This window comes from Nocardioides sp. (genome assembly GCF_047607185.1).
Lineage (GTDB): Bacteria > Actinomycetota > Actinomycetes > Propionibacteriales > Nocardioidaceae > Nocardioides.
Map to the genome: position 1 here is coordinate 43,715 of NZ_JASGDQ010000072.1, position 25,950 is coordinate 69,664.

The 25,950-nt window shown below is 70.7% G+C and carries 23 protein-coding genes; 15 read left to right on the forward strand and 8 right to left on the reverse strand.

Going from position 1 to position 25,950, the window contains the following annotated elements; all coding sequences use genetic code 11:
* The first annotated feature begins 130 nt into the window (after positions 1–130).
* Genes recA through QM595_RS08240 form a run of 6 tightly spaced genes read left to right on the forward strand, consistent with a single transcriptional unit; the run spans position 131 to position 4,363 of the window.
* Entirely contained in the window at positions 131–1,204 is a 1,074-nt protein-coding gene (recA, locus tag QM595_RS08215; RefSeq protein WP_415171058.1) for a recombinase RecA, read from the forward strand.
* On the forward strand, positions 1,194–1,814 hold the full coding sequence (locus QM595_RS08220) for a regulatory protein RecX (RefSeq protein WP_415171059.1): 621 nt from the start codon (positions 1,194–1,196) through the stop codon (positions 1,812–1,814). Before recA ends, QM595_RS08220 begins: the two co-directional genes overlap by 11 nt.
* Positions 1,811–2,308, forward strand: coding sequence for a phosphoribosyltransferase (locus tag QM595_RS08225; RefSeq protein ID WP_415171060.1), 498 nt, complete (start codon positions 1,811–1,813; stop codon positions 2,306–2,308). The genes QM595_RS08220 and QM595_RS08225 overlap by 4 nt, the downstream gene beginning before the upstream one ends.
* Positions 2,308–3,189 (forward strand): PPK2 family polyphosphate kinase, encoded by an 882-nt coding sequence (locus tag QM595_RS08230; RefSeq protein ID WP_415171061.1) that lies wholly within the window; start codon positions 2,308–2,310, stop codon positions 3,187–3,189. Before QM595_RS08225 ends, QM595_RS08230 begins: the two co-directional genes overlap by 1 nt.
* Positions 3,186–3,956 carry a HipA family kinase gene (locus tag QM595_RS08235; RefSeq protein WP_415171062.1) on the forward strand — a complete coding sequence of 257 codons (771 nt, stop codon included), beginning with the start codon at positions 3,186–3,188 and terminating at the stop codon, positions 3,954–3,956. The genes QM595_RS08230 and QM595_RS08235 overlap by 4 nt, the downstream gene beginning before the upstream one ends.
* On the forward strand, positions 3,953–4,363 hold the full coding sequence (locus QM595_RS08240; protein WP_415171063.1) for a DUF3037 domain-containing protein: 411 nt from the start codon (positions 3,953–3,955) through the stop codon (positions 4,361–4,363). The genes QM595_RS08235 and QM595_RS08240 overlap by 4 nt, the downstream gene beginning before the upstream one ends.
* A 287-nt stretch (positions 4,364–4,650) precedes the next feature.
* Here the strand turns inward: QM595_RS08240 and QM595_RS08245 are convergent, their stop codons facing one another.
* Genes QM595_RS08245 through QM595_RS08255 form a run of 3 tightly spaced genes read right to left on the reverse strand, consistent with a single transcriptional unit; the run spans position 4,651 to position 7,914 of the window.
* The gene (locus QM595_RS08245) at positions 4,651–5,394 is read right to left on the reverse strand and encodes a sirohydrochlorin chelatase (protein ID WP_415171064.1); all 744 of its coding nucleotides are present in this window, start codon (positions 5,392–5,394) and stop codon (positions 4,651–4,653) included.
* A gap of 43 nt (positions 5,395–5,437) precedes the next feature.
* Entirely contained in the window at positions 5,438–6,184 is a 747-nt protein-coding gene (locus QM595_RS08250) for a phosphoadenylyl-sulfate reductase (RefSeq protein WP_415171065.1), read from the reverse strand.
* Positions 6,181–7,914 (reverse strand): nitrite/sulfite reductase, encoded by a 1,734-nt coding sequence (locus QM595_RS08255; RefSeq protein WP_415171066.1) that lies wholly within the window; start codon positions 7,912–7,914, stop codon positions 6,181–6,183. The genes QM595_RS08250 and QM595_RS08255 overlap by 4 nt, the downstream gene beginning before the upstream one ends.
* A 292-nt stretch (positions 7,915–8,206) precedes the next feature.
* Between QM595_RS08255 and QM595_RS08260 the strand changes: the two genes are divergently transcribed.
* On the forward strand, positions 8,207–9,664 hold the full coding sequence (locus tag QM595_RS08260) for a glycine hydroxymethyltransferase (RefSeq protein WP_415171067.1): 1,458 nt from the start codon (positions 8,207–8,209) through the stop codon (positions 9,662–9,664).
* A gap of 14 nt (positions 9,665–9,678) precedes the next feature.
* On the opposite strand, the gene QM595_RS08265 is transcribed toward QM595_RS08260, so the two are convergent.
* A complete protein-coding gene (locus QM595_RS08265) occupies positions 9,679–11,343 on the reverse strand; it encodes an acyl-CoA dehydrogenase family protein (RefSeq protein WP_415171068.1) in 1,665 nt (554 codons plus the stop codon).
* 17 nt (positions 11,344–11,360) lie between these two features.
* On the opposite strand from QM595_RS08265, the gene QM595_RS08270 reads away from it, so the two are divergent.
* A complete protein-coding gene (locus QM595_RS08270) occupies positions 11,361–12,455 on the forward strand; it encodes a potassium channel family protein (protein ID WP_415171069.1) in 1,095 nt (364 codons plus the stop codon).
* A 147-nt stretch (positions 12,456–12,602) separates the two neighbouring features.
* Here QM595_RS08270 and QM595_RS08275 read toward each other — a convergent pair whose 3' ends face one another.
* Both QM595_RS08275 and map read right to left on the reverse strand, forming a co-directional pair.
* The gene (locus tag QM595_RS08275) at positions 12,603–13,970 is read right to left on the reverse strand and encodes a pyridoxal phosphate-dependent decarboxylase family protein (protein ID WP_415171070.1); all 1,368 of its coding nucleotides are present in this window, start codon (positions 13,968–13,970) and stop codon (positions 12,603–12,605) included.
* On the reverse strand, positions 13,970–14,734 hold the full coding sequence (gene map / locus QM595_RS08280; RefSeq protein ID WP_415171071.1) for a type I methionyl aminopeptidase: 765 nt from the start codon (positions 14,732–14,734) through the stop codon (positions 13,970–13,972). Before map ends, QM595_RS08275 begins: the two co-directional genes overlap by 1 nt.
* Positions 14,735–14,893: 159 nt before the next feature.
* Between map and QM595_RS08285 the strand changes: the two genes are divergently transcribed.
* A complete protein-coding gene (locus tag QM595_RS08285) occupies positions 14,894–15,064 on the forward strand; it encodes a hypothetical protein (protein ID WP_415171072.1) in 171 nt (56 codons plus the stop codon).
* 40 nt (positions 15,065–15,104) lie between these two features.
* Here QM595_RS08285 and QM595_RS08290 read toward each other — a convergent pair whose 3' ends face one another.
* Entirely contained in the window at positions 15,105–15,788 is a 684-nt protein-coding gene (locus QM595_RS08290) for an MBL fold metallo-hydrolase (protein ID WP_415171073.1), read from the reverse strand.
* 93 nt (positions 15,789–15,881) lie between these two features.
* On the opposite strand from QM595_RS08290, the gene uvrA reads away from it, so the two are divergent.
* Positions 15,882–18,848, forward strand: a complete 2,967-nt coding sequence (uvrA, locus tag QM595_RS08295) for an excinuclease ABC subunit UvrA (protein WP_415171074.1) — start codon at positions 15,882–15,884, stop codon at positions 18,846–18,848.
* A 100-nt stretch (positions 18,849–18,948) separates the two neighbouring features.
* Positions 18,949–19,494 carry a Rieske (2Fe-2S) protein gene (locus tag QM595_RS08300; protein WP_415171075.1) on the forward strand — a complete coding sequence of 182 codons (546 nt, stop codon included), beginning with the start codon at positions 18,949–18,951 and terminating at the stop codon, positions 19,492–19,494.
* Positions 19,495–19,537: 43 nt separating this feature from the next.
* Here QM595_RS08300 and QM595_RS08305 read toward each other — a convergent pair whose 3' ends face one another.
* Positions 19,538–20,812 (reverse strand): pyridine nucleotide-disulfide oxidoreductase, encoded by a 1,275-nt coding sequence (locus tag QM595_RS08305; RefSeq protein WP_415171076.1) that lies wholly within the window; start codon positions 20,810–20,812, stop codon positions 19,538–19,540.
* A gap of 99 nt (positions 20,813–20,911) precedes the next feature.
* Between QM595_RS08305 and uvrC the strand changes: the two genes are divergently transcribed.
* From uvrC to whiA, 4 genes are read left to right on the forward strand one after another with little or no spacing between them, the layout of a single operon-like run.
* Positions 20,912–22,870 carry an excinuclease ABC subunit UvrC gene (uvrC, locus tag QM595_RS08310; protein ID WP_415171077.1) on the forward strand — a complete coding sequence of 653 codons (1,959 nt, stop codon included), beginning with the start codon at positions 20,912–20,914 and terminating at the stop codon, positions 22,868–22,870.
* Positions 22,871–23,794 (forward strand): RNase adapter RapZ, encoded by a 924-nt coding sequence (rapZ, locus tag QM595_RS08315; RefSeq protein ID WP_415171078.1) that lies wholly within the window; start codon positions 22,871–22,873, stop codon positions 23,792–23,794. It abuts the gene before it with no gap.
* An 8-nt stretch (positions 23,795–23,802) separates the two neighbouring features.
* Positions 23,803–24,804: a gluconeogenesis factor YvcK family protein gene (locus QM595_RS08320; protein WP_415171079.1), complete on the forward strand. Its 1,002-nt coding sequence runs from the start codon at positions 23,803–23,805 to the stop codon at positions 24,802–24,804.
* A gap of 48 nt (positions 24,805–24,852) precedes the next feature.
* Positions 24,853–25,836 carry a DNA-binding protein WhiA gene (whiA, locus tag QM595_RS08325; protein ID WP_415171080.1) on the forward strand — a complete coding sequence of 328 codons (984 nt, stop codon included), beginning with the start codon at positions 24,853–24,855 and terminating at the stop codon, positions 25,834–25,836.
* Positions 25,837–25,950: the final 114 nt, after the last annotated feature.

The following is a 25,950-nucleotide window of genomic DNA, read 5'->3' on the forward strand; positions in this document are numbered from 1 at the left end:
CGGGCTAGGTTGGGGAAGACAGATGGCGCGCGGTCCACAGGCTCCGATCAGAACTGTCGGTGGGCCCCTCTAGCGTCCAGCCTCGATGACGAAGACACGAGCAAGAGACGCAGACAGGAAGGACCTGAAGATGGCCGCAGGAGATCGCGAGAAGGCGCTCGACGCCGCGCTCGCCAATATCGAGAAGCAGTTCGGCAAGGGCTCGGTCATGCGACTGGGCGACGACTCCCGTGCCCCCCTGGAGGTGATCCCGACCGGCTCCATCGCGCTCGACGTGGCGCTCGGCATCGGCGGGTTGCCGCGTGGCCGGGTGGTGGAGATCTACGGCCCGGAGTCCTCCGGCAAGACGACGGTGGCGCTGCACGCGGTCGCCAGCGCGCAGCGAGCGGGCGGTGTGGTCGCCTTCATCGACGCCGAGCACGCCCTCGACCCCGAATACGCCAAGGCGCTGGGCGTCGACACCGATGCGCTGCTGGTCAGCCAGCCCGACTCGGGTGAGCAGGCGCTGGAGATCGCCGACATGCTGATCCGCTCCGGCGCCCTCGACCTGATCGTCATCGACTCGGTGGCGGCGCTGGTGCCGCGCGCCGAGATCGAGGGTGAGATGGGCGACAGCCACGTCGGCCTGCAGGCCCGGCTGATGAGCCAGGCGCTGCGCAAGATGACCGGTGCCCTCAACAACGCCGGCACCACGGCGATCTTCATCAACCAGCTGCGCGAGAAGATCGGCGTCATGTTCGGCTCGCCGGAGACCACCACCGGTGGTCGGGCACTGAAGTTCTACGCCTCGGTCCGGCTCGACGTGCGCCGCATCGAGACCCTCAAGGACGGCTCCGACATGGTCGGCAACCGCACCCGAGTCAAGGTCGTCAAGAACAAGGTCGCTCCGCCGTTCAAGCAGGCCGAGTTCGACATCATGTACGGCAAGGGCATCTCCCGCGAGGGTGGCCTCATCGACGTGGGCGTCGAGGCAGGCCTGATCCGCAAGGCCGGCGCCTGGTTCACCTACGAGGGCGACCAGCTCGGTCAGGGCAAGGAGAACGCTCGGGGCTTCCTGCGCGACAACCCCGACCTGGCCAACGAGCTCGAGAAGAAGATCCTCGAGAAGCTGGGCATCGGCCCGACCGTCGACAACCCGTCCGACGCCCTGCCGGATTTCGGGGCGCAGCTGCCGGATGCCCCGATCGGGATCGATGACTTCTGATCGGGCCTCGCAGTGGGCCGGTGACGTCCGGCTCGGGGTCAGCGTCTGGGTGGGGGAGCCGCCACCCAGGCACGGCGCCGAGCCGGAGGCGCCCGATCCCGGTCAGGTCCCGGATGCGGACCCCGAGTCGGTGGCGCGCAGGATCCTGCTCGATCAGCTGACCGGTCAGGCCCGTAGCCGGGCCGAGCTGGCCGCCAAGCTGGCTCAGCGCAACGTGCCGACCGAGATCGCCACCCGGCTGCTCAACCGGTTCGAGGAGGTCGGTCTCGTCGATGACCTCGCCTTCGCCAGGATGTGGACGAGTGGCCGACAGGCCTCCCGAGGGCTGGCCAAGCGGGCGCTGGCCCAGGAGCTGCGCCGTAAGGGTGTCCCCGACGACATCGCCGGTGAGGCGCTCGACGAGCTCGACCCGGCCGGCGAGGAGGCTGCTGCGAGGGCGCTGGTCCGCAAGCGGCTCCGCTCGATGGATGGCCTCGACGAGCAGACCAAGGTCCGCCGGCTCGCGGGCATGCTCGCCCGTAAGGGCTATCCGCCGGGGCTGGCGTTCGCGGTGGTGAAGTCGGAGGTGGGCGCGTCGGAGGACCTCGACATGCCAGAATCCGGTGCGTGACCGACGACCCGCGCGAGACCCTGACCTACGAGCTGTTCGGCACCGCCGTCCGAGAGATCGGGCAGCAGGTCGTCGACTCGGGCTACGAGCCGGACATGATCCTCTCGATCGCCCGGGGCGGGCTGGCGCTCGGCATGGGCCTGGGCTACGCCCTCGACGTGAAGAACCTCTCGACGATCAACGTGGAGTTCTACACCGGCATCGACGAGCGACTCGAGGTGCCCATCATGCTGCCGCCGACTCCGGCAGCGGTGGATCTGACCGGCATGAAGGTGCTCATCGCCGATGACGTCGCCGACACCGGCAAGACGTTGGAGATCGTCCACGAGTTCTGCGCGGGCCACGTCGCCGAGGCCCGCACGGCGGTTCTCTACGAGAAGCCTCGGACGGTGATCCAGGCCGACTATGTCTGGCGTCGTACCGACCTGTGGATCAACTTCCCGTGGTCCTCCACGCCCCCGCTCGTCAACCGGCACGGCGGGCTGGCGCACTGATGGGTGAGAAGCCGGCCCGGGAGTCGATGGCCGAGGCGCTGCGGGTGCCCTCCGGGAAGGTCGACCTCTCCGACTACGACCCCGCCGCGACGCCCACGATCGAGGACAGCCGCAAGGAGGGCGAGAAGGCGCTGGCCGGGATGGCCGAGGAGCTGCTGGAGCTGCAGACCAGGCTGTTCGCCAGCAAGGAGTCGACCAGTCCCCGTCAACTGCTGCTGGTGCTGCAGGGCATGGACACCTCCGGCAAGGGAGGAGTGCTCAAGCACACCGTCGGCCTGATGGACCCGATCGGCCTCAAGGTCACCTCCTTCAAGGCGCCCTCGGCCGAGGAGCGCGCCCACGACTTTCTCTGGCGCATCGAGAAGGCGGTGCCGCCGGCCGGCTTCGTGGGCGTCTTCGACAGGTCCCACTACGAGGACGTGCTGATCCAGCGGGTGCGCTCGTTCGCGCCGGCCCAGGAGATCGAGCGGCGCTACGGTGCCATCAACGACTTCGAGAAGCGCCTCGTCGACGAGGGCACCGTCGTCCTCAAGTGCATGCTCCACATCTCGCCGGAGGTGCAGAAGGAGCGCCTCCAGGAGCGACTGGAGGACCCGACCAAGCACTGGAAGTACAACCCCGGCGACCTCGACGAGCGACAGCTGTGGGCCGCCTACACCGAGGCCTACGAGATCGCGCTGGAGCGCTGCAACACCGACCACGCGCCCTGGTTCATCGTCCCCAGCGACAAGAAGTGGTTCCGCAACCTGGCGATCGCCAAGCTGATCGAGCAGACCCTGACCAACCTCGACCTCGACTGGCCGGTCCCGGAGGGGCTCGACCTCGCCGCCGAGAAGGCACGGCTGGCAGCCGACACCATCACGACGGAATCGCTCACGTGACCCTGGACCTGGTGCGAGTCACCCGCTACGTCACACCGCTGCGGGAGGGTGGCAGCCTGCCGGGCATCGTCGAGGCCGAGGACCTCGGCACCTACGTCGGCAAGTTCCGGGGCGCTGGCCAGGGCCTGCGTGTGTTGGTCGCGGAGGTCGTCGTCGCCGGCCTCGCCCGCGCCCTCGACGTGCCGACTCCCGACCAGGTGGTGCTCGACCTCGACCCACGACTGGCTCGCTACGAGGCCGATGAGGAGGTGCAGGACCTGCTCAACGCCAGCGCCGGCCACAACCGCGGCATCGACTTCCTGCCCGGCGCCTTCGGCTACGACGTCACCGCCACGCCCGACCCCGACCTCGCGGGCCGGATCCTCTGGCTCGACGCGCTCACCGCCAACGTGGACCGCAGCTGGCGCAACCCCAACCTGCTGGTCTGGAACGGTGTCCTCTACGCCATCGACCACGGCGCCTCGCTCTACTTCCACCACTCCTGGCCGGGCGGTGGTGGCAGCCCGGAGCGGTTCGCCGCCCAGCCCTTCGACATCGCCGAGCACATCATGAGGGCCTACGCAGCCAGCGCCGCCGACCAGGACGCCGACCTGGCGCGGCGGCTGAGCGATGGCGTGCTCGACGCCGTCCTGGCCGACGTACCCGACGAATGGCTCGAGCCGGTGCCCGGCGCCGAGGACCCCGCCGCGCTGCGGACGCGCTACGCCGCCTTTCTCGGCGCCCGGCTCGCCGAGCGGACGGCATGGCTGCCGGGGGAGCCGGCATGACGCCCTACCAGTACGTCGTGCTGCGCTGCGTCCCGCATGTGGAGCGCGAGGAGTTCGTCAACGTCGGCGTGGTGCTGCACTGTCCCGACGAGGGCTTCCTCGGCTGCGCCTGGCGGGTCGACGAGGACCGGCTCCGTGTGCTGGCTCCAGACCTCGACGCCGCCGCGGTGCGTCAGGCGCTCGACGGCGTCGACAAGGTCTGTCGCGGTGAGATCGACGTGGCGGCGGGCAGCCGTGCGACTGCCTACGGCACTCGCGAGGTGCGCGATGACCTGAGCACTCGGTTCGGCCTCCTCAAGGCCCCGCGCAGCACGGTCCTCCAGCCGGGCCCAGTGCATGGCGGCGTCACGACAGATCCCGAGGAGGAACTGACCCGCCTCCTCCCCCGCCTTGTCCCCTCCACGTGAGCAGACGCAAACTGACACTCAAGCCCTGGTGAGCAGTCCCAAACTGACACCCAAACCCCGCCGACCGGTCGCAAACTGACACCCGAACCCCGCCGACCGGTCGCAAACTGACACCCAAACTCCGCCGACCGGTCGCAAACTGACACGCTCCTCGCGCGCTTCTCCTCGGTTCAGTCTGTCCCGCGAGCCACTTGGTTGTCAGTTTGGGACTGTTCACGGGCTCGTGGGTGTCAGTTTGGGACTGCTCACCGGCAATGGGGTGTCAGTTTGGGACTGGTCACCCGGAGTTAGACGGGGACCAGCTGGAGGGAGCCGACGGCGTAGCGGGCCAGGATGGCGCGGGCCAGTTCGGGGTGGGCGCCCAGCGGCTGGGAGACCGCCAGCGCGCCCGCCTCCAGTGCCAGTTCGGCGGCCCGGTCGGGCAGCCAGCCCGGGGCCAGGAACAGGGAGGCGACGGCGATGTGGCGGCGACCCTCGGCCCGGAACGCCCGGACCGCCTCACCGGTGGTCGGGGGCGCGGCGGAGGCGAAGGCGGCCGTTACCGGGAGCTTGTGGTGGGCGCCCCAGAGCCGGGCGAGCCGGGCGACGGAGGCGTTGGCGAGCCGGTCGGAGGAGCCGGCCGCGGCCAGCACCAGGGCATCGAGCTCGCGGACCCGGGCGGCGCGCAGCGCGGCACGCAGCCGCTCGTCGAGCACCTCCAGGAACGTCGGCTCCAGGCCGAGGATGGCGCTGGCGCGCAGCTTCACCCCGGGGTGCCGCACGGACGCCGCGGCGACGACGGCAGGCACGTCCACCTTGGCGTGGTAGGCCTCGGTGAGCAGCAGCGGCACCACGACGATCTCGTCGTGACCCTGGGCGACGAGCCTGTCGACCACGGTGTCGAAGGAGGGCTTGGACAGCTCGAGGAAGGCCTCGGCGACGCGGAGGTCGGGTCGGGTCCGGCGTACCTCGTCGACGAGGGCGGTGATGGTGGCGGCCGAGCGCGGGTCGCGCGAGCCGTGGGCGAGAGCGATGAGAGCTGGGGCAGTCATGGAAGGGCCTTTCGGGGAACGGTGCCCATTGCTGGGGAGCGGATCAGGTGTGGATGCCGCACTCGGTCTTGCCGGTGCCCGCCCAGCGCCCGCTGCGCGGGTCCTCGCCGGGGGCGACACGGCGCGTGCACGGCGCACAGCCGATCGACGGATAGCCGTCGTAGACGAGCGGATTGACCAGCACCCCGTTGTCCTGGAGGTAGCGCTCGACCTGCTCGTCCGACCAGCGGGCGATGGGGGAGACCTTCACCTTCTGCTTCTTGGCGTCCCAGCCGATGACCGGCGCGATGACCCGGTTGCGGGTCTCGGAGCGGCGCAGCCCGGTGGCCCAGGCGTCGTAGCCGGCCAGCGACTCCTGCAGCGGCTGGACCTTGCGCAGCCGGCAGCACAGGTCGGGGTCGCTGCGGAAGAGTTCCTTGCCGTAGGTCGCGTCCTGCTCGGCGACCGACTGTACCGGCGTGATGGTGATCAGGTTGACGTCGAGCGTGGCGGCCACGGCGTCGCGGGTGCCGATCGTCTCCACGAAGTGGTAGCCGGTGTCGAGGAAGACCACGTCGACGCCCGGCGCCACCTTGGCGGCCAGGTGGGCCAGCACCGCGTCGCCCATCGAGGAGGTGATGCAGAATCGCTCGCCGAAGGTCGCCGCCGCCCATTCGATGATGGTCTCGGCGGGTGCCAGCTCGAGCTCGGCGCCCCAGTGGGAGACGATCTCGCGCAGCTCCTCGGGAGAGCGGCCGTCGGTGTGGGCGCCGCGGAAGGCGCGGGCCGCCTCGGTGGTGGCGGTACTCACGCGGTCACCAGGTCGAGGGTCTTGTCGCCGCGCAGCAGGCTCTCCTCGGCGCGCAGCACCCACGTCGTGAACGTCTCGCCGTCCTCGCGGTCGGCCAGGTAGTTGACGACGAGCGAGCTGATGTAGTCGTCGAGCCCCTTGCTGGTGACCTTGTGGGCGCGCAGCTTGCGGCCGAAGTTCGCCTGGAGTCCGGTAGCCCCGCCCAGGTGGACCTGGAAGCCCTCGACCTGGTTGCCGTCCTCGTCCATCACCAGCTGACCCTTGAGGCCGATGTCGGCCACTTGGGTGCGGGCGCAGGCGTTGGGGCAGCCGTTGACGTTGACGGTGATGCCCTGATCGCCCAGGTCGAGGTCCGGGAAGCGCCGCTCCAGCTCGGCGATGAGGTCCGCCGAGCGCTGCTTGGTGTCGACGATGGCGAGCTTGCAGAACTCGATGCCGGTGCAGGCCATGGTGTTGCGCCGCCAGTTGGAGGGCCGCGCGGAGAGGCCGATTCGGTCGAGCGCGTCGAGGAGGGCCTCCGCGCGGTCCGGTGCGACCCCCAGCAGCACGATCTTCTGGTACGGCGTCAGCCGGGCGCCGGCGAGGCCGAACTCGTCCATCACCTCGGCCAGCGCCACCAGCAGCGAGCCCGAGACCCGTCCGACGGTCGGCGCCACGCCGACGTACAGGTTGCCGTCCTTCTGCTCGTGCACGCCGATGTGGTCGCGATGTCCCAGCGGCGAGGCCGGGGAGGGGTTGTCGATCAGCCGCTGGTGGAGGTACTCGTTCTCGAGGACCTCCCGGAACTTCTCCTTGCCCCAGTCCGCGACCAGGAACTTCAGCCGGGCCTTGGAGCGCAGCCGGCGGTAGCCGTAGTCGCGGAAGATGCCGGCTACCCCCTCCCAGACGTCGGGCACCTGCGCCAGCGGCACCCAGACGCCGAGCTTCTCGGTCAGGTGCGGGTTGGTGGACAGCCCGCCGCCGACCCAGACGTCGAAGCCGGGGCCGTGCTCGGGGTGGACGGTGCCGACGAAGGCGACGTCGTTGGTCTCGGGGGACACGTCGTGGGACGGGTGGCCGGTCAGCGCGGTCTTGAACTTGCGGGGGAAGTTGGAGAACCGCGGGTCGCCGAGGTAGCGGCGCTTGATCTCCTCCAGCGCCGAGGTGCCGTCGATGATCTCGTCCTCGGCGACGCCGGCCACGGGCGAGCCCAGGAACGGCCGGGGACTGTCGCCGCACGCCTCCAGGGTCGACAGCCCGGCGGCCTCGAGCCTCTCCCAGATCGCGGGGACGTCCTCGATCCGGATCCAGTGGTACTGGATGTTCTCGCGGTCGGTGACGTCGGCGGTGTCCCGAGCGTAGTCGCGGCCGATCTCGCCGAGCGCCCGGACGGTGGCCGGGGGGAGCAGCGCGCCGTCGGAGCGGACCCGCATCATGAAGTAGCGGTCGTCGAGCTCCTCCTCGTCCAGCACCGCGGTCTTGCCACCGTCGATGCCGGGCCGGCGCTGGGTGTAGAGGCCCATCCAGCGGAACCGGCCGCGCAGGTCGGCGGGGTCGATCGAGTCGAAGCCCCGCTTGGAGTAGATGTCGAGGATCCGCCTCCGAACGTTGAGCGGGTCGTCGTCCTTCTTGGACTGCTCGTTCTTGTTCAGCGGCTCGGTGAAGCCGAGCGCCCACTGGCCTTCGCCGCGCTTGGGACGCGGGATCTCGGTGGCGGTCGCGAGCGCGGGCTTGTAGCGCAGGTCAGGCATGTCGGGATGCTTTCCGCAGAAGGGGCGCGGCTCCGCCGAGGGCGGGGCGCCGGGGTGGTCTGGTCGGGACGGCGATCAGCGACGACACATCATGCTGCGGGTCCGCCCGAGGTCCACGTGGCGACGAGCCACGAGGTGGGCGTGAGTTGCAGCGGAGACCATGACACTCATCTTGAACGGCTCAAGGGGTGCTTCACAACTTCGAATCCCAGAATATGAGACATATGTCTGCAATGTGAGACACGTCGTCGGGATTGGTCGCGATCCGACGCGGCTCACTAGGCTCTGCGGCATGGCCGACGAGCTCAACGACTCCCTGTCCGCTCCTGGCGTCGCGGCGCTGACCAGCTCCGCCTACCGACAGGCCCTCGAGGTGATCGCCTCGGTGGAGCCGCGCATCGCCGCCGCCACCCGACAGGAGCTGGCCGACCAGCGCGGATCGCTCAAGCTCATCGCCAGCGAGAACTATGCTTCGCCGGCGGTGCTGTTGACCATGGGGACCTGGTTCAGCGACAAGTACGCCGAGGGCACGGTGGGACACCGGTTCTACGCCGGCTGCCAGAACGTCGACACCGTCGAGGCGCTCGCCGCCGAGCACGCCCGGGAGCTGTTCGGGGCGCCGTACGCCTATGTCCAGCCGCACTCCGGCATCGACGCCAACCTGGTCGCGTTCTGGTCGATCCTGGCCCACCACGTCGAGACGCCGTACCTCGAGAAGCACCAGGCCCGCAATGTCAACGAGCTCACCGAGGCCGACTGGGAGGAGCTGCGCCACGAGCTCGGCAACCAGCGCCTGCTCGGCATGAGCCTGGACGCCGGCGGCCACCTCACCCACGGCTTCCGGCCCAATATCTCCGGCAAGATGTTTCACCAGCAGCAGTACGGCACCGACCCCGAGACCGGGCTGCTGGACTACGACGCGGTCCGGGCCAAGGCCCGCGAGTTCCGGCCGCTGGTCATCGTGGCCGGCTACTCGGCGTACCCCCGGCGGGTCGACTTCGCCAAGATGCGCGAGATCGCCGACGAGGTCGGCGCCACCCTGATGGTCGACATGGCCCACTTCGCCGGCCTGGTGGCGGGCAAGGTGTTCACCGGCGACGAGGACCCGGTGCCGCACGCCCACGTCACCACCACGACGACTCACAAGAGCCTGCGTGGCCCGCGCGGCGGCATGGTGCTGGCGCAGGAGGAGTTCGCCGCCGACGTCGACCGCGGCTGCCCGATGGTGCTCGGCGGCCCGCTCTCGCACGTGATGGCCGCCAAGGCCGTCGCCCTCGCCGAGGCCCGGCGTCCCGAGTTCCAGGTCTACGCGCAGAGCGTCGCCGACAACGCCAAGTCGCTCGCCGAGGGCTTCCTCAAGCGGGACGCCAGGCTGGTGACCGGCGGCACCGACAACCACCTCGTGCTCCTGGACGTGACGAGCTTCGGCCTGACCGGCCGGCAGGCCGAGTCGGCGCTGCTCGATGCCGGCGTGGTCACCAACCGCAACTCGGTGCCCGCCGACCCCAACGGCGCCTGGTACACCTCCGGCGTCCGCCTCGGCACCCCGGCGCTGACCACCCGCGGCTTCGGTGCCGCGGAGTTCGACATGGTCGCCGAGCTGATCGTCGACGTGCTCGCCAACACCTCGCCGGTGGGTGACTCCAAGGCCAAGTACGTCCTCGCCGACGGCGTCGCCGACCGCACGAAGGCGGCCAGCGCCGAGCTGCTCGACAAGCACCCGCTCTACCCGGGTCTCGACCTGGCCTGAGCCCACCCGCGACGTCAGAGGACCGGCGTGGTGCGCTCCACGATCGCGCCCAGGTCGGCGCCGGCCAACATGCCGTAGGTGCCATCGTGACGGCCGGCGAGCCGGGAGGCCACGAAAGCGTCGGCGACGGCGGGCGGTGCGAACCGGACCAGCAGCGAGCCCTGCAGCACCGCCGCCATCCGGCCGGCCAGCCGCCGGGCGGAGCCCTCCATCGACGCAGGCTCGAGCGAGCCGAGCAGCTGCAGCAGATCCTCGGTCGCCGCGTCGAGCCGGGCGTCGGCGCCGCGGGCGCGACCGATCTCGACGAGGTAGGCGTCGAGCACCTCCGGCTCCCGGGACAGCGCCCGCAGCACGTCGAGCGCGTTGACATTGCCGGAGCCCTCCCACACCGAGTTGAGCGGCGCCTCCCGGTAGAGCAGCGGCATCCCCGAGTCCTCGACGTACCCGTTGCCGCCCAGGCACTCCAGCGCCTCGGCCACCATGCCCGGGGTGCGCTTGCAGACCCAGAACTTCGCCAGCGGCAGCCCGATCCGGCGCAGCGCCGCCTCGTGCGGGTCGTGCGGGGCGTCGACGGCGGCGGCGAGCCGCATCGCGAGAGTGGTGGCGGCCTCGGACTCGATCGCGAGGTCGGCGATCACGTTCCGCATCAGCGGCTTGTCGGCCAGCAGCCCGCCGAACGCCGACCGGTGCGCGACATGCCAGGACGCCTCGGACACCGCCCGCCGCATCAGCGAGGCGGAGCCGAGCACGCAGTCCAGCCGGGTCGCGGCGACCATCTCGATGATGGTGCGCACGCCCCGGCCCTCGTCGCCGAGCCGGAAGACCGCGGTGCCGTCGAACTCCAGCTCCGCGGAGGCGTTGGAGTGGTTGCCGAGCTTGTCCTTGAGCCGTACGACGTCGAGCCGGTTGCGGCTGCCGTCGGGCAGCACCCGGGGGAGCACGAAGCAGGTCAGCCCGCCGGGCGCCTGGGCGAGCACCAGGAAGACGTCGTTCATCGGCGCCGAGGTGAACCACTTGTGGCCGTGCAGCGTGTAGGTGCCCTCGACCGAGGTACGGCGTGCCTCGGTGAGATTGGCGTGCACGTCGGAGCCGCCCTGCTTCTCGGTCATCCCCATGCCGGCCAGCGCGCCGAGCTTGCTCTGCGCCGGCCGTAGGCCGGGGTCGTAGTGGCGGGAGGCCAACAACGGCGTCCACGCCTTGGCGAGCGGGTCGTCGGCGCGCAGCGCCGGCACCGCGGCGTAGGTCATCGAGACCGGGCAGCCGTGGCCGGGCTCGGTGTGGGACCAGGCCATGAAGCCGGCCGCCCGGCGCACATGGGCGTGCGGATCGTCGCTCTCCCAGGCCGCGGCGGCGAGCCCGTGGCCGATGGCCCGCTCCATCAGCCAATGCCAGGACGGGTGGAAGGCGACCTCGTCGATCCGGTTGCCGTAGCGGTCGTAGGGCGTGAGCACCGGCTCGTTGGCGTTGGCGAGCAGGCCGTGCTCGCGCGCCTCCTCCGAGCCCGCCTGGAGGCCGAGGGCGAGCAGCGACTCCAGCGTCTCGGCGGAGCCGTGCCGGAGCACTGCTTCGGTCAGGGCGCGATCGGCGGTGACGACGTTGTGGCCGGCCAGCAGCGGGGCCTGGTTGAGCACGACTCGGGTGTCGGTTGCCGGAGACGTTGCCGAGGGTGCGGTGGTCATGCCACTACGGTAGTCACGTGACGGAGGAGGGCGGTCCCGACGCGGAGGTGTTCCGTCCCGGGGAGGTGTCGCTCCCCGAGCACGTCAGGTCGCCGTGGTGGCGGCTCGGGCGCCGGCTGCTGGCCGCCTTCGCGATCCTGGCCGGCACCGTCGCGCTGGTCTACTTCGACGGGGACGGCTACCACGACAACAACGGCGACGGCGTCAGCCTGATCGACGCGATCTACTACACGACCGTCACGCTGAGCACGACGGGGTACGGCGACATCACGCCGGCCTCGGAGCGCGCCCGGCTCATCAACGCGCTCGTCATCACTCCCGCCCGGATCGGCTTCCTTGTCCTGTTGATCGGCACCACCATCGAGGTGCTCACCACCCAGGGCCGCGAGCTCATCCGGGTCTCCCGTTGGAGGAAGCACATGGACCACCACGTCGTGATCGTCGGCTACGGCACCAAGGGCCGCAGCGCCGTCGACACCCTCGTCAGCAACGGGCTCGACCGGGAGGCCATCGTCGTGGTCGACCCGGGCCCGGCGGCGCTGGAGGACGCCCATGCGGACGGACTGGCCGTCGTCACCGGCGACGCCACCCGCCGTGAGGTCCTCAAGCGGGCCGGCGTCGACCGGGCCGACCAGGTCATCATCACGACCGATCGCGACGACACCAACGTGCTCACCACGCTCACGGTGCGCCAGCTCAACCCCGACGCCTGGATCGTCGCCTCCGCCCGCGAGCAGGAGAACGCCCCGCTGATGAAGCAGTCCGGCGCCAGCTCGGTGATCACCTCCTCCGACGCGGTGGGCCGACTGCTCGGCCTCTCGTCGCTCTCGCCGACGCTGGGGTCGGTGATGGAGGACCTGCTGACCTACGGGGAGGGCCTGGAGGTCGCCGAGCGCGACCTGCTGGTCACCGAGGTCGGCAAGCAGCCGCAGCAACTGCCGGACCAGGTGATCGCGGTGGTGCGCGACGAGAAGGTGTTCCGCTACTTCGACCCGGTCGTCACCCAGCTGGCGCGCGGGGACCGGCTGATCGTCGTACGCCCCGCCAAGGAGCTGCCCTGGGCGCCCCGGCCCGGCACCCACGACGAGGACTTCGCCGTCGAGTCAGACTAGGGCAGAAATGAGTTGAACCGCTGGCGTCTCGGGTCACCAGCGGTTCAACGAGAAGAACGATAGCGCGTGCTGGCCGGGTTTCAAACCCATTTCTGGCGACGAGCTCGAAGTTGGTCCATTCGGGTGGTGTGACCTAGTCCGAACGGGCTATCTCATCGAGTCGAGGACCAGCGCCAGATCCGCCTCGGTCGTCTGCGGGTTGACGATGGCGAACCTGGTGCAGACTCGGCCCTGGTGGCGGGTGGGCGTCACGAACGCGGTGCCCGCAGCGAGCAGCCGCCCGCTCCACTCGGCGTAGTCGGTCTCACTCCAGCCGATCCGCTCGAAGATCAGCACGGACAGGTCGGGCTCGACCAGCAGCCGGAGATGGTCGGCGGCGTCGATCAGCTCGCGGCCGCGACGGGCGGTGCACAGCGTCGCCTCGACCGCCTCGGCGTACGCCTGGGTGCCGTGCACCGCCAGCGAGAACCAGAACGGCAGGCCGCGCGCCCGTCGGGTGAGCTGGATCGCGAAGTCGCTGGGGTTCCAGTCACCGTGGTCGCCCTCGACGGTGACGGGGTCGAGGTAGCCGGCTCTCTGGGTGTGCGCGGCCCGGGCCAGCACCGGGTCGCGGTAGAGCAGCGCGCAGCAGTCGTAGGGGGCGAAGAGCCACTTGTGCGGGTCGACGATGAAGGAGTCGGCCCGCTCGATGCCGGCATAGCGGTCGCGCACGCTCGGCGCGGCGAGCCCGGCGCCGCCGTAGGCGCCGTCGACATGGAGCCACCAGCCCTGTTCGGTCGCGACGTCGGCGATGCCGGCGATGTCGTCGACGGCGCCCAGGTTGGTCGAGCCCGCGGTGGCGACGACGGCGAAGACCGACTCGCGCTGCTCCGGACTCGCGGTCGCGAGCCAGTCGCGCAGCGCGACGCCGGTGAGGCGGCCGCGCTCGTCCCCGGGGAGGAGTACGACGTCCACGTCCATGACCGACTCCAGCGCGTGCTTGACCGAGGAGTGGGTCTCGTCGGTGAGCAGCACCGTCCACCGCGGTGGTCGGCCGCCACGTCGGTGCTGCGCGGCGGCGCGGGCGGCCACCAGGGCCGAGAGGTTGCCGACGGTGCCGCCCTGCACGAACACGCCGCCGGCGCCCTCGGGCAGCCCGGCCAGCGAGGCGAGCCAGCCGAGCGCCTGGTTCTCGGCGAAGACGGCGCCGGCGCCCTCCAGCCAGCTGCCGGCGTACACGCTGGAGGCGCCGACGAGCATGTCGAACGCCGCGGCCGCCTTGGTCGGTGCGGCGGGGATGAAGGAGAGGTAGCGCGGGTTGTCGGTGGACAGGCAGGCGGGTGCCAGCACGTCCTCCCACAGCCGCAGCGCCTCGTCCTGGCCGATCCCGGTGGCCGTCACGGTCTGCCCGGCCCGGGCCAGCAGCTCCTCGGGGGACCGGGTGTTGTCGAGCGGCGCCCGCATCGCCAGCCGGTCCAGACACAGGTCGGCGAGACCGCGAGCGAGCGCCGCCGTGGCCTGGGTGTAGGAGTGCATCACCGCGCGGTGAGGACGACCGGGCCGTCCTCGGTGACGGCGACGGTGTGCTCCATGTGGGCGCCCCGGGAGCCGTCGGCCGAGCGCAGCGTCCAGCCGTCGGGGTCGGTGTAGATCTGGTCGGTCGTGTGCAGGAACCACGGCTCGATGGCGATGACCAGGCCGGGCTGCAGCTTGAATCCCCGGCCCGGCTTGCCGTCGTTGGGCACGTGCGGGTCGCCGTGCATGGTGCGGCCGACGCCGTGGCCGCCGAACTGGGTGTTGATCTTGAGGCCGGCGCGCTTGGCGACGACCGCGATGGCGTGGGAGATGTCGCCGATCCGGTTGCCCGCCTGCGCCGCGGCGATGCCGGCGGCCAGCGCCTGGGTGGTGGTCTCGATGAGGTCGAGGTCCTCCTGCCGCGGCGTGCCGACGACGACGCTGAGCGCCGAGTCGGACACCCAGCCGTCGACGCTGGCGGCGAAGTCGACGCTGAGCAGGTCGCCGTCCTGGAGCACGTAGTCGAAGGGCAGGCCGTGCAGCACGGCGTCGTTGACGCTGGTGCACAGCACCTTGCCGAACGGCATCGCGCCGAAGCTCGGGTGGTAGTCGATATAGCAGGACTCGGCGCCGCGGTCCTTGATCATCTGGTGGGCCAGCTCGTCGAGCTCGAGCAGGTTGACGCCCACGTCGGCCTTGGCCTGCAGTGCGAGGAGCACCTCGGCGACGAACCGGCCGGCCGGCCGCATCTGCTCGATCTGGGCGGCGGTGCGGAGCTCGATCATGTCGGGGTCCCCGCGTCGGCGCGAGCGAAGCGAGTGGCGTCGTGGGGTGAGGTCATGAGGCGACTCTATGACGTCGTTCCGCCGTGAGCAGAACCGCCCAGAGGGCAATCCCTCGGCCGTCGTACGACCTGCCGGGAGGCGCTGGAGGCCGAGCGATCGATGCTGCCCGGCCGGATCGAGATCGACCCGTTCCCGTTCCGTGCCCCCGTGCGGATCGAGGTCGAGGTGCGCCTGCTGCCCGACCGCGGGTGGACGCGGGCGGAGGCGGTCGCCCGGCTCGACCGTCAACCGGCGCGGACCAAGCAGTGGCAGGTCTGTCCGGCCGGCTGAGCCCGCCGTCGAGGGCTCTCCCGTGGCCGGGGGTCCCTGCCTACCAGCCGCGGGCGCGCCACTCCGGGAGGCTGGCACGCTCGGCGCCGATCGTCGAGTCGTTGCCGTGGCCGGGATAGAACCAGGTCTCGTCGGGGAGGCGAGCGAAGATTCGCTCCTCGACGTCGTCGATCAGCTGGGCGAAGGCAGTGGCCTTCGCCTCCGGCTCGCCGAAGGTGCCGCCGACGCCACCGGGGAAGAGCGAGTCGCCGGTGAACAGATGGGGGTGGCCGGCGGGGTCGTCGTACAGCAGGCAGATCGAGCCGGGGGTGTGGCCGCGGACGGCGATGACCTCCAGTTGGGACTCGCCGACCTGGACCCGGTCGCCGTCGGCCACCGCCCGGGTGATCGGTACGCCGGTCTGCTCGGTGATCGCCGCGGCGTCGGGCGCTCCGGCGACGGTCTCGGCACCGGTGGCCGCAACGACGTCGGCGAGGGCGCGGTGGTGATCCCAGTGCTGGTGGGTGGTGACGACCGCGTCGAGGCCGGCCGTGCCGATCATCGCCAGCAGCCGCTCGGGCTCGGCGGCGGCGTCGATCATCACCTGGGCGCCGGTGTGCTTGCAGCGCAGCAGATAGCAATTGTTGGACATCTTCGGGTCCACCGCGACCTTGTGGACGGTCAGATGGAGCAGGTCACGGCCGTCGTAGAGGCCACCAGGGCGGACGGCGCCGGTGTAGGTCACGGGGAGAGTCTGCCACCGATACGGAACTGTCACCGGTGCCTGTTAGAGTGGCGAACATCTGTTCGAAGGCTCAGATGAATTCGGGGGTAGAGAGTGGCCGATCAGCTCGTCATCCGAGGTGCCCGCGAGCACAACCTCAAGGATGTGTCCCTCGACCTGCCGCGCGACTCGCTGATCGTCTTCACGGGCCTGTCCGGGAGCGGCAAGTCGAGCCTGGCCTTCGACACCATCTTCGCCGAGGGCCAGCGCCGCTATGTCGAGTCCCTGTCGGCGTACGCGCGTCAGTTCCTGGGCCAGATGGACAAGCCCGACGTCGACTTCATCGAGGGCCTCAGCCCGGCGGTCAGCATCGACCAGAAGTCCACCAGCAAGAACCCTCGCTCCACGGTCGGCACCATCACCGAGGTCTACGACTACCTCCGCCTGCTCTATGCGCGCGCCGGCCGGCCGCACTGCCCGACCTGTGGTGCCCCGATCGAGCGGCAGACCCCGCAGCAGATCGTCGACCGCATCCTCGCGCTGGAGGAGGGCAGGCGGTTCCAGGTGCTCTCGCCGGTGATCCGCGGCCGCAAGGGCGAGTACGTCGAGCTCTTCGGGCAGTTGCAAAGCCAGGGCTACTCACGCGCCCGGGTGGACGGCGAGACCCACCTCCTCGACGCGGTGACATCGGGAGCGGGACCCAAGCTCGACAAGCAGAAGAAGCACACCATCGAGGTCGTCATCGACCGCCTGCAGGTCAAGGCGTCGAGCAAGCGGCGGCTCACCGACTCCGTCGAGACCGCGCTGGAGCTGTCCGGCGGCCTGGTGCTGGTCGACTTCGTCGACGACGGCACGGAGCTGAAGTTCTCCGAGAAGATGGCCTGCCCCAACGACCACCTCATCGACACCGACGAGCTCGAGCCGCGCACGTTCTCCTTCAACAGCCCGTTCGGCGCCTGCCCGGCCTGTCACGGCCTCGGCACCCGGATGGAGGTCGACCCCGAGCTGGTCGTCCCCAACCCGGCAGCGACCCTGGGCGAGGGCGCCATCCAGCCGTGGAGCCACGCCCACATCGCCGACTACTTCATCCGGCTGCTGGGCGCGCTCGGCGACGAGTTGGGCTTCGACCTCAACACGCCCTGGGAGGACCTGCCCAAGGCAGCCCAGAAGACCATCCTCGACGGCCACGTCCGCAAGGTGCACGTGGTCACCGTCAACCGCTACGGCCGCCAGCGGGCCTACGACGCCGAGTTCGAGGGCGTCCGGTCCTACGTCGAGCGTCGCCACCGCGAGGCCGAGTCCGACGTCAGCCGGGAGCGGTTCGAGGGCTTCATGCGCGAGGTGCCCTGCCCGACCTGTCAGGGCAGCCGGCTCAAGCCGGTCTCGATGGCCGTCACGCTCGGCGCGAAGGACCCTGCCAATCCTGGGGGGACAGGCAAGAACATCGCCGAGGTCTGCGCGCTGCCCATCGACGAGGCCTCCGCCTACCTCGACGCCGTCGTCCTCACCGAGCGCGAGAGGCAGATCGCCGAGCGGGTGCTCAAGGAGATCCAGGAGCGACTGCGGTTCCTGCTCGACGTCGGCCTCGACTACCTCTCCCTCGACCGGCCCAGCGGCAGCCTGTCCGGCGGCGAGGCGCAGCGGATCCGGCTGGCCACCCAGATCGGCGCCGGCCTCGTCGGTGTCCTCTACGTCCTCGACGAGCCCTCGATCGGCCTGCACCAGCGTGACAACGCCCGGCTCATCGAGACGCTGATCCGGCTCAAAGACCTCGGCAACACCCTCATCGTCGTCGAGCACGACGAGGACACCATCCGGGTCGCCGACTGGGTCGTCGACATCGGGCCGCGCGCCGGCGAGCACGGCGGCCACGTCGTCCACTCCGGCACGGTCGAGGCGCTCTACGCCAACGAGAGGTCGCTGACCGGGCAATACCTCGCCGGCAAGCGGGAGATCCCCGTTCCCGACGTGCGCCGGCCGCCGACCAAGGGCCGGGAGCTGCGGGTGCTCGGCGCCAAGGAGAACAACCTCAAGGACATCGACGTCAGCTTCCCGCTCGGCGTCTTCCTGGCGGTCACCGGCGTCTCCGGGTCCGGCAAGTCGACGCTGGTCAACGACATCCTCTACACCAGCCTCGCCAAGCAGATCTACAACGCCCGAGCCATCCCCGGCCGGCACCGCACCATCACCGGCCTGGAGCACGTCGACAAGGTGATCCACGTCGACCAGAGCCCGATCGGCCGGACGCCGCGATCCAACCCGGCGACCTACACCGGCGTTTTCGACCACGTCCGCAAGCTCTTCGCTTCGACCCCCGAGGCCAAGATGCGGGGCTACCAGCAAGGCCGGTTCTCCTTCAACGTCAAGGGGGGCCGCTGCGAGGCCTGCTCCGGCGACGGCACCATCAAGATCGAGATGAACTTCCTGCCCGACGTCTACGTGCCCTGCGAGGTCTGCCACGGGCAGCGCTACAACCGCGAGACGCTCGAGGTGCACTACAAGGGCAAGAACATCGGCGAGGTGCTCGACATGCCGATCGAGGAGGCGGTGGAGTTCTTCGCCGCGGTGCCGGCGATCAACCGCCATCTCACGACGCTGGTCGAGGTCGGCCTGGGCTATGTCCGGCTCGGCCAGCCCGCCACCACCCTCTCCGGCGGCGAGGCGCAGCGGGTGAAGCTCGCCAGCGAGCTGCAGAAGCGATCCACCGGCCGCACCGTCTACGTCCTCGACGAGCCGACCACCGGCCTGCACTTCGAGGACATCCGCAAGCTGCTCGGGGTGCTGTCCAGCCTGGTCGACAAGGGCAACACGGTCCTGGTGATCGAGCACAACCTCGACGTCATCAAGACCGCGGACTGGATCGTCGACATGGGCCCGGAGGGCGGCAACAAGGGCGGTACCGTCGTCGCCGAGGGCACCCCGGAGCAGATCGCCGCAGATCCGGAGTCCCACACCGGCAGGTTCCTCAAGCCGCTGCTCGACGGGCGCGAGGCGCGTGTGACCACGGCCGCCAAGCCGTCGAGGAGCAGCAAGCCGGCCAAGGCCACCACCCGCCGCAGGACGGTCGCGAGGGCGGGCTGATCGGGCCCGGTGAACCCTGGCCGGCTCTCAGCTAGGTCATAGATACGACGACTAGCGTCGCCTCGACCGATGACCTCCGACCACGAAAGAGGCCGCGTCCATGACAACGACGACCCCGTCGTCCGCGAGCCAGCTCACTCGCCGCAGCGCCATCCTCGGCGCCGCCGGACTCGGCATCGGCACCCCGCTGCTCGCCGCCTGTGACGACGGCAGCACCAGCGAGGTCACCGAGGACCCAGCGTCCTCCACGGCGGCGACGTCGCCGAGCGCCATCTCCTCCGACAGCACGACCTCCGACAGCACGACCTCCGACGGGGCGACCTCCGACGGGGCGACCTCAGCCGGGGCGGCGCCGGCGGGTGACCCGATCGCCTCGACCGACGACATCGAGGTCGGCGGCGGCACCATCTTCGCCGACGAGGACGTCGTCGTCACCCAGCCGGAGGCGGGCACCTTCAAGGCCTTCAGCGCCACCTGCACCCACAAGCAATGCACGGTGAGCAAGGTCGAGGACCAGCAGATCGTGTGCACCTGTCACTACAGCAAGTTCTCCATCGAGGACGGCTCGGTCGAGTCCGGTCCCGCGTCGACGTCACTTCCGGAGGAGTCGATCACGGTCGCCAACGGCCAGATCTACCTCGGCTAGCTGATTGATGCACGGGGGTCGCGCAGCGTGCGAGACCCGTGCATCAATCAGCTAGGGCGCGCCAGGCCTCGTCACGCGGGGAGCGACGTCGGTCCAGCCGGGCGTCGAGCAGCACCCGCGCCTGGTCCCAGCGGTCGGCCTTCAGGAGCGCCGCGATCCGAGCCTCCTCGACCACCTCGCGCTGCGCGTCCGACCCGCCAAGGCGTCGTACCTCGGGAGCGAGGCGGGCCAGCGCGGCGGCGGCCTCCGAGGGGCGACCGGCCGCCATCTGCCCCAGCGCGGCCGCGAGCGGGGCGATCACCTCGCGCTGGGTCGGGTGGTCGTGCCCGGCTGCCCAGGTCGCGAGCCGCGCCAGTGCGGCGGCGTCGCCACGCGCCAGTTGGGCGATGGCGACATGCATCGCCAGGAACGGTGTGGCCGGCCGGGCCATCGTCTCCGGCGAGGTCACCCGAACCACCTCGTCGATCGCCGGCACGTCGCCGGCGCCAGGAGTGAGCGCCCAGCGGAAGAGCAGCGAGCCGGAGTCGACCAGGGCGCGACAGCCCAACGCATTGCCCGGCTGTAGCTGGGTCTCGTAGCGCCGTCGTACCGCATCCAGGTCGCCGAGCGAGAGCTCGTGCAGCGCGGCGTGCCAGGAGAAGTGTGACAGCGAGTCGATGGCCGCGCCGTCGCCCAGCACCCACGACGACATCCAGGCCAGCCCGGCCTCGTGGTCGCCGGTCTCGTAGTGCGCGTGGGCGCGGGCATGGGCGGAGTGGCCGGCGCCGGGCTCCTCGGCCAGCGAGCGACACGCCAGCGCCATGGCGTCGTCGAACCGCTGCTGCTCCTGCCGGACGAAGGCCAGCAGCCCGGTGAACCACCAGTCGTCGCCGTACGCCGGGCGACACCGCTCGACGATCGCCCACGCCTCCTCCGGCACCTCGGTGACGCCGGCGAAGGCGATCGTGGGAACGGCCGTGGAGAGCAGCAGCGCGTCGAGCGGGTACGCCGCCAGGTGGGCGACCAGCGGCCGCGAGTCGCCCCGCACGTGGGCCGCGACGGCGTGGACGTGACCGCGCTCGCGCTCGCTGGCTCGGCCGGCATGGAGCTCGGCCGCGCGCAGCCGGGCGGGCACGTCGATCGGGGCGCACATCTCGTGGCCGAGCAGCGCCAGCGCCGCATGGCCCAGCGCGAACGTCGGGTCGTGGACGATCGACTCGGCGAGGTGCTCGACGGCCCCGAGGCGCAGCCGCAGCACGTCGAGCACGCCACGGTTGTAGGCCGCCGCGGCCGCCTGACTGGTGCTCAGCCCGTAGCCGTAGACGTCTCGGATCGCCATGAAAGCATAGTAACCCACGCGACTAACTTGTCTGAGCAGGTGGAACACCCTCGTCCTCCGTGTCGGGTCACTGTCGGCGGCGAGCCGTAGGGTTGGGGCGTGCCAGACCCGAGGAGCTATCGCCCGCGGACCGGCGACATCCCGACCCAGCCCGGCGTCTACCGCTTCCGCGATCCGAAGGGCCGGGTCGTCTACGTCGGCAAGGCGGTCAACCTCAGGTCGCGGCTGACGTCGTACTTCCAGGACATCGGCAACCTCCACCCCCGCACCGCCACCATGGTGACCACCGCCGCCAGCGTGGAGTGGACGGTGGTCAACACCGAGGTCGAAGCGCTTCAGCTCGAATACTCCTGGATCAAGGAGTTCGACCCGCGGTTCAACGTGAAGTACCGCGACGACAAGTCCTATCCCTGGCTCGCCGTCACCGTCTCCGACGAGTTTCCCCGCGTGATGGTGGGCCGCGGCGCCAAGCGCAAGGGCACCCGCTACTTCGGCCCTTACAGCCACGCCTGGGCCATCCGCGAGACGGTCGACGTGCTGCTGCGGGTCTTCCCGATGCGCTCGTGCAGCAACGGCGTCTTCAAGCGCAGCCAGCAGGTCGGCCGGCCCTGCCTGCTCGGTTACATCGAGAAGTGCTCGGCGCCCTGCGTCGGCAACATCTCTGCCGAGGACCACCGTCGCATCGTCGACGACTTCTGCGACTTCATGGCCGGCCACACCGCTGGCTTCATGCGGCGCATCGAGAAGGAGATGTACGCCGCCAGCGAGGCGATGGAGTTCGAGCGGGCCGCCCGGCTGCGCGACGACCTCGGCGCCATGGAGCGGGCGCTGGAGAAGCAGGCGGTGGTGCTCGGCGACGGCGCCGACGCCGACGTGATCGCGCTGGCCGAGGACCCGCTCGAGGTGGCGGTGCAGATCTTCCACGTCCGGGGCGGGAGGATCCGCGGCCAGCGCGGCTGGGTGGCCGACCGGATGGACGAGGGCGAGACCGCCAAGCTGGTGGAAGACTTCCTGCTCCAGCTCTATGCCGGTGAGCCCGACGCCATCCCGCGGGAGGTCCTGGTGCCGGCGCTGCCGCCAGAGCCGGTGGTCTTCGAGGAGCTGCTCTCCGACCTGCGTGGCTCCCGGGTGCAGATCCGGGTGCCGCAGCGCGGCGACAAGAAGATCCTGCTGGAGACCGTCGCTCGCAACGCCGGCCAGTCGCTGGCGCTGCACAAGACCCGGCGCGCCTCCGACCTGACCACCCGTGGCCGGGCGCTGGAGGAGCTACAGGAGGCGCTCGACCTGCCCGATGCGCCGCTGCGGATCGAGTGCTACGACATCTCCCACATGCAGGGCTCCGAGATCGTCGCCTCGATGGTGGTCTTCGAGGACGGCCTGGCCCGCAAGAGCGAATACCGCCGGTTCGTCATCAAGGGCCAGGACGGCTCCGACGACGTCAAGGCGATGCACGAGGTGATCACCCGCCGGTTCCGGCGGCTGCTCGACGAGCAGGCCACCTCGACAGAGGTCAACGGGGAGAACGGGCCGATGCTGGTCGACCCCGAGACCGGCCGGCCGCGCAAGTTCGCCTACGCGCCGGGACTGGTCGTCGTCGACGGCGGCGCCCCACAGGTGGCCGCCGCCTGCCGCGCCCTCGACGAGCTCGGGATCGACGACATCCCGGTCTGCGGCCTCGCCAAGCGGCTGGAGGAGGTCTGGCTGCCCGCCGACCCCGACCCGGTGATCCTGCCGCGCAGCTCCGAGGGTCTCTACCTGCTGCAGCGGGTCCGCGACGAGGCCCACCGGTTCGCCATCGCCCACCACCGGTCTCGGCGCTCGAAGTCGATGGTCGAGAGCTTGCTCGACGACGTCCCCGGCCTGGGCGAGGTGCGGCGCAAGACCCTGCTCAAGCACTTCGGGTCGCTCAAGAGGCTGCGGGCAGCGAGCGTCGAGGAGATCGCGACGGTTCCCGGCATCGGACCCGCCACCGCGGCGGCGATCAAGGGCGCCGTGGACCACAATGGGGCCGGTGGCGTCGCCGTCAACACGGCCACGGGCGAGATCGAGGAGACCTGAGTGACTGAACCGACCGAGCAGCTCGGCCGATCGGCGGAGCAGCCCAGCCCATCGGCCGCGGAGCAGCCCGGCGAGCTCGTCGTCGTCACCGGCATGACCGGAGCCGGCCGCAGCACCGCCGCGAAGGAGCTGGAGGACCTCGGCTACTTCGTCACCGACAACCTGCCGCCGTCGCTGCTGCCCGAGGTGGTGCGACTCGTGAACGAGTCCCGCGGCGTGCGGCAGCCGGTCGCCGTGGTCGTCGACGTGCGTTCCGGCTCCTTCTTCGACGAGCTCGAGACCGCTCTGGCCAAGGGCGTGACCGGTCGGCAGACCACGCTGGTGTTCCTCGACGCCACCGACGAGGTGCTGGTACGACGCCAGGAGGCGGCCCGGCGACCGCACCCGCTGCAGGGCACCGATCGGCTGCTCGACGGACTCCAGCGAGAACGGGTCGCCATCGCCGAGCTGCGGGCCATCGCCGACATCGTGATCGACACCAGCGCGCTCAACGTGCACCAGTTGACCGACCGGATCGCCCAGGCCTTCGGCACCCCCGACACCACCAAGCTGCGGGTCTCGGTGGTCAGCTTCGGTTTCAAGTACGGCATCCCGGTCGACGCCGACTTCGTTGCCGACATGCGCTTCCTGCCCAACCCGCACTGGGTCCCCGAACTGCGCGGCGGCAACGGCCGCGACAACCCGGCGGTGGCCGAGTACGTCTACTCCCGGCCGGGCGCACAGGAGTTCCTCGACGGCTATGTCCCGGTGCTCGCAGGCGTGGCCGAGGGCTATGTGCGCGAGGGCAAGCGGTTCATGCGGGTGGCGATCGGCTGCACCGGCGGCAAGCACCGCAGCGTCGCCATGGCCGAGGAGATCGCCCAACGGCTGCGGGCGCGCGGACTGGTGGCCCGGGCGATCCACCGCGACCTCGGCAGGGAATAGGAAGCGCGATGTCCCAGACCTCCTCGCGGGACTTCGGCGACCGCGCCCAGGCGGTGGTCGCGTTCGGCGGCGGCCATGGCCTGCACGCCTCGCTGTCGGCGCTGCGGATCCTGGTCGACGATCTCACCGTCGACGAGCTCGCCGCGATCGTCACCGTCGCCGACAACGGCGGTTCCTCCGGCCGACTCCGGCGCGAGTTCGACGTACTGCCGCCGGGCGACCTGCGGATGGCGCTGGCCGCACTGTGCGGCGCCGACGACTGGGGCAGCACCTGGGCACAGGTGCTGCAGCACCGCTTCGCCGGCGACGGCGAGATGAAGGGCCACAACCTCGGCAACCTCCTCATCGTCGGCCTCTGGGAGCTGCTCGGCGACCACGTCACCGCGCTGGACTGGGTGGGCAAGCTGCTCGGTGCCAAGGGCCGGGTGCTGCCGATGGCGCTGACCCCGATGGACGTCACCGCCTTCGTGCGCGGCTTGGTGCCGGGCGATCCCGACGTGCTGACGCTGATCCGCGGCCAGGTAGAGATCGCCACCACCGGCGGCGTCATCGACTCCATCGCCCTGGAGCCGGCCGATCCGCCGGCCGCGCCGGAGGCCATCGAGGCGATCAACCGCGCCGACTACGTCTTCCTCGGCCCCGGCTCCTGGTTCACCTCGGTGATCCCGCACCTGCTGGTGCCCGCCCTTCGCGAGGCTCTCGCCACCACGCCGGCCCGGATCGTCGTCGTACTCAACCTCGCCGAGCAGGCAGGGGAGACCGGCGGCTTCGGCCCGGCCGACCACCTCGCGGTGCTGCTGGAGCACGCCCCCGAGCTGAAGGTCGACACCGTGCTTGCCGACGAGTCGTCGGTCGGCGCCGCCGGCGAGGCCGGTCTCGCCGAGCTGCGTGAGGCGGTCGCCGCGTGCGGCGCCCGACTGGTGCTGGGTGACGTGAGTCTCGGCGACGGCACCCCCCGACACGACCCGGTGAAGCTCGCCGAGGCCTACTCGCGCATCATGTCCCGCTGACTCCTCGCCATCCGGCGGGTTGTTGACTCGCGTGAAAGGATCGGCCGCATGGCGATGACGGGACAGGTGAAGTCGGAGCTCGCTGCCACCCAGATCACGAAGACCTGCTGTCGCAAGGCCGAGGTCTCCGCCACCTTCCGCTTCGCCGGCGGACTGCACATCGTCAACGGCCGCATCGTGGTCGAGGCCGAGCTCGACACCGGCGCCGCCGCCCGACGGCTGCGCCGCGACATCGCCGACATGTACGGCCACCAGGCCGATATCGCCGTCGTCCAGGGCAACGGCCTGCGCAAGGGCAGCCGCTATCTCGTGCGAGTCACCAAGGACGGCGAGGCGCTTGCGCGACAGACCGGCCTGCTCGACCAGCGCGGCCGGCCGGTGCGTGGCCTGCCGCCCGCCGTCATCGCCGGCGGCGCCTGCGATGCGGTGGCCGCCTGGCGTGGCGCGTTCCTGGCCCACGGCTCGCTCACCGAGCCCGGCCGCTCCTCCTCGCTGGAGATCACCTGCCCCGGCTCCGAGGCAGCGCTGGCTCTGGTCGGCGTGGCCCGCCGACTCGGCATCCAGGCCAAGGCCCGGGAGGTGCGCGGCGTGGACCGGGTGGTGATCCGGGACGGCGACGCCATCGGCCAGCTGCTGACCCGGCTCGGCGCGCACGAGTCGCTGATGGCGTGGGAGGAGCGGCGGATGCGTCGCGAGGTCCGGGCCACTGCCAACCGGCTCGCCAACTTCGACGACGCCAACCTGCGCCGCTCCGCCCGTGCCGCGGTCGCGGCCGGTGCCCGCGTCGAGCGGGCGCTGGAGATCCTCGGCGAGGAGGTCCCCGACCACTTGCGGCAGGCCGGCAGCCTCCGGCTGGAGCACAAGCAGGCCTCGCTGGAGGAGCTCGGCCAGTTGCACGACCCGGTCCTCACCAAGGATGCCATCGCCGGCCGCATCCGCCGGCTGCTCGCCATGGCCGACAAGCGAGCCGAGGATCTGGGCGTGCCGGACACCGAGGCCTCCCTCACTCCCGAGATGCTCGCCGACGACTGACCCACCAAGCGCGAGTCGGCAGAAGTGCTGGCCCAGAACGCGCCGAGTCGGCAGAAGTGTGAGTCTGAGCGACGTCGAGTCGGCAGAAGTGCAGGCTCGCCACCAGCACTTCTG

Coding starts and splice junctions, on each gene's coding strand:
- recA (WP_415171058.1), top strand. CDS start 131: ATGGCCGCAGGAGATCGCGAGAAGGCGCTCGACGCCGCGCTCGCCAAT.
- QM595_RS08220 (WP_415171059.1), top strand. CDS start 1,194: ATGACTTCTGATCGGGCCTCGCAGTGGGCCGGTGACGTCCGGCTCGGG.
- QM595_RS08230 (WP_415171061.1), top strand. CDS start 2,308: ATGGGTGAGAAGCCGGCCCGGGAGTCGATGGCCGAGGCGCTGCGGGTG.
- QM595_RS08240 (WP_415171063.1), top strand. CDS start 3,953: ATGACGCCCTACCAGTACGTCGTGCTGCGCTGCGTCCCGCATGTGGAG.
- QM595_RS08245 (WP_415171064.1), bottom strand. CDS start 5,394: ATGACTGCCCCAGCTCTCATCGCTCTCGCCCACGGCTCGCGCGACCCG.
- QM595_RS08255 (WP_415171066.1), bottom strand. CDS start 7,914: ATGCCTGACCTGCGCTACAAGCCCGCGCTCGCGACCGCCACCGAGATC.
- QM595_RS08260 (WP_415171067.1), top strand. CDS start 8,207: ATGGCCGACGAGCTCAACGACTCCCTGTCCGCTCCTGGCGTCGCGGCG.
- QM595_RS08265 (WP_415171068.1), bottom strand. CDS start 11,343: ATGACCACCGCACCCTCGGCAACGTCTCCGGCAACCGACACCCGAGTC.
- QM595_RS08275 (WP_415171070.1), bottom strand. CDS start 13,970: ATGCACTCCTACACCCAGGCCACGGCGGCGCTCGCTCGCGGTCTCGCC.
- map (WP_415171071.1), bottom strand. CDS start 14,734: ATGATCGAGCTCCGCACCGCCGCCCAGATCGAGCAGATGCGGCCGGCC.
- QM595_RS08285 (WP_415171072.1), top strand. CDS start 14,894: ATGCTGCCCGGCCGGATCGAGATCGACCCGTTCCCGTTCCGTGCCCCC.
- QM595_RS08300 (WP_415171075.1), top strand. CDS start 18,949: ATGACAACGACGACCCCGTCGTCCGCGAGCCAGCTCACTCGCCGCAGC.
- QM595_RS08305 (WP_415171076.1), bottom strand. CDS start 20,812: ATGGCGATCCGAGACGTCTACGGCTACGGGCTGAGCACCAGTCAGGCG.
- QM595_RS08320 (WP_415171079.1), top strand. CDS start 23,803: ATGTCCCAGACCTCCTCGCGGGACTTCGGCGACCGCGCCCAGGCGGTG.
- whiA (WP_415171080.1), top strand. CDS start 24,853: ATGGCGATGACGGGACAGGTGAAGTCGGAGCTCGCTGCCACCCAGATC.